Raw genomic sequence first — 4,986 nt, forward strand, 5'->3', positions numbered from 1 at the left:
CGGCGGCGACGGCGGCAACGCCGGTGAGGGCACCATGGGGCAGGCCGCCGGCGGCTTCAGCCAGGCCGGCGGCGCCGGCGGTAACGGTGGCGACGGCGGGGACGGCACCTCCAGCCACCCCGGCGGCGGCGCCGGCGGCACCGGCGGCAACGGGGGCGACGGCGGCGCTGCCGCCGCCGGCGCCAGCTCTTCCGTCGTCGCGGCCGGCGGCCCCGGTGGTGACGGCGGCCCCGGCGGAACCGGTTACGCCGGCGGTGTCGGCGGTGCCGGCGGCAATGGCGGCACGGGCGGCGCGGGCGGTGCGGTGACGTCGAGCGGAACCGGCGGCACGGGCGGGGTCGGCGGAGCCGGCGGCGACGGCGGACAGGGCGGCCCCGCCGGCAGCCCGGGCGGCCCTGGCGAGGCTGGCGGCACGGGTGGTGTCGGCGGTGCCGGCGGTCCGGGCGGCGCCGCACTGACGTCGGTGGGCACCGGCGGTGCCGGGGGTGTCGGCGGCACGGGCGGCGACGGCGGTGCCGGCGGCCCCGGCAATCCGGCCGGGCAGGTCGGCCCGGGCGGCAACGGAGGTGACGGCGGCACCGCAGGCCAGAGCGGTGCCGACGGCTACAGCGCCACCGGCGGGAGCGGCGGCCCCGGTGGTACCGGTGTGCCGGACGGCAAACCCGGCAGCGCCGCGGCCGCGTCGGGCAGTCAGCCGTGAAGCCGTTGGCCGAGAACGAACCGAGAATGAACGTGGCGAGGCCGAGCATCACCCACCCGTCAACGGGCATCCCCGGGGGCTTGCCCGGGTCGAAACGGCTACTGCCGGTCGGGTTTTTGCGCGGTCTGCACGGCGATGGCACGGGCCAGCCGGGCGTACCGCAGCTCCAGGTCCTTGAACCGCAGGTAGGCGCTGAGCGTGGTGAAGACGAACGCGATGATCAGCCCGTACAGCATCAGGTCGGCGCCGCGTGCCACGCCCACGAAGTGCGCCAGCACGGTGGTGTCGTTGGGCCGCAGGATGGCGTAGACGGCCGCGAACACGAACAATATGTAACCGACCTTGACCCAGGCCCGCGACTGGGCGCTTCGCCGCGAACGCAACAGGTACACCAGCAGTGTGATGATCGAGAAGATCAGCAGCACCTGAATCCAGTTCACCGCGGCATCCTTCCTCGCAGGAATCCGTCAAAGATGATGTTGACGCCGTTGAGAAGCGGCTGGCCCTTGGATTTGGAGTAGTCGGTGTAGAGCACCTCGACCGGTTCTTCGGCGACCCGCCAATGGTTTTCGGCGATCAGCATGACGAATTCGGTGGCGTGGCTCATCCCGTTCATGGTGATGTCGAGTCCGTCGGCGACGGTTTTGTTGAAAACTCGCAAGCCGTTGTTGGTGTCGGTGAGTCCCAGCCGGCGCCCGCGCGGGCTCAGCCACGCGGCGGTCCGCAGCACGATTCGCTTGGCCAGCGGCGGCCTGGACACCCCCGGACCGAACCGGGTCCCGATCACGACGTCGACATCCCCCGCGCAAAGCCGGTCGACCATCGCGGCCACGTCCTTGACGCGGTGCTGGCCGTCGCCGTCGAAGGTGGCGAAATACCGCGCGCCGGGTTGACTGCGGGCGTACTCGACGCCGGTCTGGATGGCCGCACCCTGGCCCAGATTCACCGGGTGGCGCACCAGGTGCGCCCCGGCCCGCAGCGCGATCGCACCGGTGTCGTCGCGGCTACCGTCGTCGACACAGACGACGTTGTCGAAAGTCGCGCGCAGGCCGGCGACGACGTCGCCGATCACACCGGCTTCGTTGAAGGCCGGGACCACGATCCAGACGCCGGTATAACCCATTTCGTAACAACAAGTTACACGCCGGTCAGCTGTTCGGGCGGGCCAGCGCGGCCAGATGCACGCCGATTCCCGCCGCCGGACCGCACAGCAGTGCGACCACGGTGCGGGTCTCCAGCGACAACGGCAGCAGCAGCAGCAACGTCGAGGCCACCGTCGCGCCGACCCAGCCCAGCGCGTAGGCGCGATGGAGCGCCGCCGCCACTGCGGCGGCGCCGGTCAGCGTCAGCATGGCGATCGCCACCGCTCCGGCCGTCAACCACGCCAGCAACGGGCCGCCGGCGCGATAGTCCGGCCCGAACACGACACGCAGGATCCACGGGCCCGCCAGCCCGGCGGCCAGCACACCGACTGCGCCGATTCCCCCGACCACTGCCGCCGGGGCGACCAGTGCCCGCAGCCGATCCGCGCGCTTGTCGCTGAAATGGGCGATCAGGTTGCCCTGCATCGCGGTCAGCGGCACCAGCAGCGGCGCACGGGTCAACGTGACGGCCAGGATCACCACACCGCCGGTGGCGCCCAGCTCGGTGGACGTCGCCTGCAGCAGCACCGGAAAACCCATCACCAGGATCGCGCTGGCACCCGCCGCGGTAACCGAATGTGCCGCGCCGCGCAGGAAGGTCGTGGCAGCGCAACGGGTGCGCAGCTGGGCCGCGGCCCGCGTCGCGGGCGAGACCGCCAGCATGACCAGCCACGCCACCGAGCCCGCGACGGTGGCCCACAGGAAACCGGCGAGTCCTCTGGAGAGAGCGCCCGCCGCGACCGCCACCCGGATCACGGCGTCGGTCACCATCAGCGCCCCGTACTGGGTCCAGCGGTCGGATCCGGCCAGCATGCCCAGCAACGTGGCGTGCAGGCAGAATCCGGCCAGCCCGACGCTGAGCAGCCCCACCGAGAGCCAGCGGGCGTCGGCGAACACCCGGCTGCTCCACAGCGGAGAGGTGGCTGCGATCGCCGCGGCCGTGGCGACGCCGACCAGTGCGGCCGCCCGCAGCGGGCGGGTCTGGCCGCCCGCCGCGTCATCGGTGCGGCGCGCCGAGCGGATCTCCCGGGTGGTCTCCTGCAACAAGCCGTTGGCGGCCCCGGTGACCAGGCCGAACGCCCCCCAGAAGACCGCGAACACCGAGAAGCCGACGGGCGCCAGGTCTCGCGCCGCCAGGTAGACCACCGCGTAGCCGCACAGCGCGGTCAGCACGGTCGCCGTGCCCACCCGGGCCACGCTGCCGCGGGCGACCGGCCCGGTGGACGCGCCGCCAAAGGGATAGGACGCCGACGTGTCGGTCACCTTCTCGGTCACCTCCGCGTCAGCCGGTGTCCGGGGACCTTCGGCGTGGCCACGGTACGAAACTACCGTCGCCACCTCAGGAAAATACGCGGCGCGGGCCGCCGTCGCCCGCCACGCCCGATCCCGGCTATCCACAGGGCCGGTCGTGTCCTGCAGGCCGCGACCGCAGCCCGCCGCTATGGTCGGGGGCGCTCAGGAAGGACACATGGCGACATTCCGCGGTTTTGGCATCGCGCTGGCGGTGGCCGTCGTTGCGTTGGTGCTGGGCTATCTGCGCGGCGGACCGGCTGCCGTGGTCCTGCTGCTGGTGTTGGGCCTCCTGGAGGTCTCGCTGTCGTTCGACAACGCCGTCGTCAATGCCGCCGTGCTGGCGCGGATGAGCCTCTTCTGGCAGCAGATGTTCTTGACGGTCGGGATCCTGGTCGCGGTGTTCGGTGCGCGCCTGCTGCTGCCGCTGGCCATCGTCTGGGCAACCGCGGGAATGGACCCGGGGCGGGTGCTGGCCCTGGCGCTTCATCCCCCGTCGCGGGGGGCACTCGAATTCGACGGCGACACAGCTCGTTACGCGAACCTCATCGCGGAAGCGCACCCGAAGATCGCCGCGTTCGGTGGGATGTTTCTGCTGATGTTGTTCTTGGACTTCGCTTTTCACGACCGTGACGTCAAGTGGCTGACGTACGTCGAAATTCCGTTGGCCCGTGTCGGCCGGCTCGGTCAGTCGCCGGTGGTGGTGGCGGCCGGCGTGTTGGTGACGGTCGCCACCTGGTTGACGCACTCCCGCGACCACTGCGCGGCGGTGCTGACGGCCGGCGTGCTGGGCCTGGTGGCGTACTTGGTTGTCGACGGCCTGAGCACGGCGTTTCGCCCGCCGGGCGCCGGCGAGGTCCCCCGCAGCGCTCCCGCCGCCGGAAAGGCCGGCTTCGTCTCGTTCGTCTACCTCGAGGTGCTCGACGCCGCGTTCTCCTTCGACGGCGTGACGGGCGCCTTCGCCATCACCTCCGACCCGGTCATCATCGTGCTGGGGCTGGGCGTCATCGGCGCGGTGTTCGTCCGCCCGATCACGATCGGCCTGGTTCGCCGGGCGGCGCTGCAACGCTACGTCTACCTGGAACACGGCGCGCACTGGGTGATCGGCGCGTTGGCGGTGATCCTGCTGCTGTCCGTCGACCCGCGTTTCCAGGTCCCCGAGGTGGTGACCGCGCTGGTGGGTGCGGTGGTGGTCGGCGCGGCGTTCGCCGGGAGCGTGCGGCGAAACCGGCGAGCCGCGCCGGCGACCGGCCTGCCGACGCCGGTCACCACGGGGTGAGGCGACCGGTCAGTGCCCGGCGGTCTTGAAACGCTCGATCGAGCGTTGCACCTCGGCCTCGGCTTCGGCGCGGCCCACCCAGTCCGCGGCCTTGACGAATTTGCCCGGCTCCAGGGCCTTGTACTGCGAGAAGAAGTGCTTGATGACGTCCAGCTCGTAGGTGGGCACGTCGCCGATGTCGGTGACGTGATCCCAGCGGTGATCATCGGCAGGCACGCACAGCACCTTGGCGTCGCCGCCGTGTTCGTCGGTCATCTCGAACATCCCCACCGGCCGCGCCGTGAGGCCGACCCCCGGGAACAGCGGCTCGGGCAGCAACACCAGGGCGTCCAGCGGGTCGCCGTCCTCGCCCAGAGTGTCTTCGATGAAGCCGTAGTCGGTCGGGTAGACCATCGACGTGTACAGGTAGCGGTCCAGGCGAATCCGCCCGCTCTCGTGGTCGACCTCGTATTTGTTGCGCTGGCCTTTGGGTATCTCGATGGTCACGTCGAACTGCACAGTCTCGGCTCCTTCCGGGGGTTCACTATCTGGTGGCTCAAGCGCTGGTGGCTCAAGCGCTGGTGGCTCAAGCGCTG

At 71.2% G+C, this 4,986-nt stretch carries 5 protein-coding genes and 1 pseudogene; 2 read left to right on the forward strand and 4 right to left on the reverse strand.

The window, feature by feature from the left end; genetic code table 11:
- Positions 1-700, forward strand: a pseudogene (locus tag ABDW21_RS07485) (hypothetical protein); the annotation flags it as partial.
- A gap of 98 nt (positions 701-798) precedes the next feature.
- On the opposite strand, the gene ABDW21_RS07490 reads toward ABDW21_RS07485, so the two are convergent.
- Genes ABDW21_RS07490 through ABDW21_RS07500 form a run of 3 tightly spaced genes read right to left on the reverse strand, consistent with a single transcriptional unit; the run spans position 799 to position 3,117 of the window.
- Complete coding sequence (locus tag ABDW21_RS07490; RefSeq protein WP_343600868.1) at positions 799-1,140, reverse strand: DUF2304 domain-containing protein; 342 nt, start codon at positions 1,138-1,140, stop codon at positions 799-801.
- Positions 1,137-1,823, reverse strand: a complete 687-nt coding sequence (locus tag ABDW21_RS07495) for a glycosyltransferase family 2 protein (protein ID WP_343600869.1) — start codon at positions 1,821-1,823, stop codon at positions 1,137-1,139. Before ABDW21_RS07495 ends, ABDW21_RS07490 begins: the two co-directional genes overlap by 4 nt.
- 25 nt (positions 1,824-1,848) lie before the next feature.
- Entirely contained in the window at positions 1,849-3,117 is a 1,269-nt protein-coding gene (locus tag ABDW21_RS07500) for a hypothetical protein (protein WP_343600870.1), read from the reverse strand.
- A 193-nt stretch (positions 3,118-3,310) separates the two neighbouring features.
- On the opposite strand from ABDW21_RS07500, the gene ABDW21_RS07505 reads away from it, so the two are divergent.
- Positions 3,311-4,411: a DUF475 domain-containing protein gene (locus ABDW21_RS07505; RefSeq protein ID WP_343600871.1), complete on the forward strand. Its 1,101-nt coding sequence runs from the start codon at positions 3,311-3,313 to the stop codon at positions 4,409-4,411.
- A gap of 9 nt (positions 4,412-4,420) precedes the next feature.
- Here the strand turns inward: ABDW21_RS07505 and ABDW21_RS07510 are convergent, their stop codons facing one another.
- Entirely contained in the window at positions 4,421-4,909 is a 489-nt protein-coding gene (locus ABDW21_RS07510) for an inorganic diphosphatase (RefSeq protein WP_343600872.1), read from the reverse strand.
- Positions 4,910-4,986: the final 77 nt, after the last annotated feature.

Source organism: Mycobacterium sp., assembly GCF_039583805.1.
Taxonomy (GTDB): domain Bacteria; phylum Actinomycetota; class Actinomycetes; order Mycobacteriales; family Mycobacteriaceae; genus Mycobacterium.

Coding starts and splice junctions, on each gene's coding strand:
- ABDW21_RS07495 (WP_343600869.1), bottom strand. CDS start 1,823: ATGGGTTATACCGGCGTCTGGATCGTGGTCCCGGCCTTCAACGAAGCC.
- ABDW21_RS07505 (WP_343600871.1), top strand. CDS start 3,311: ATGGCGACATTCCGCGGTTTTGGCATCGCGCTGGCGGTGGCCGTCGTT.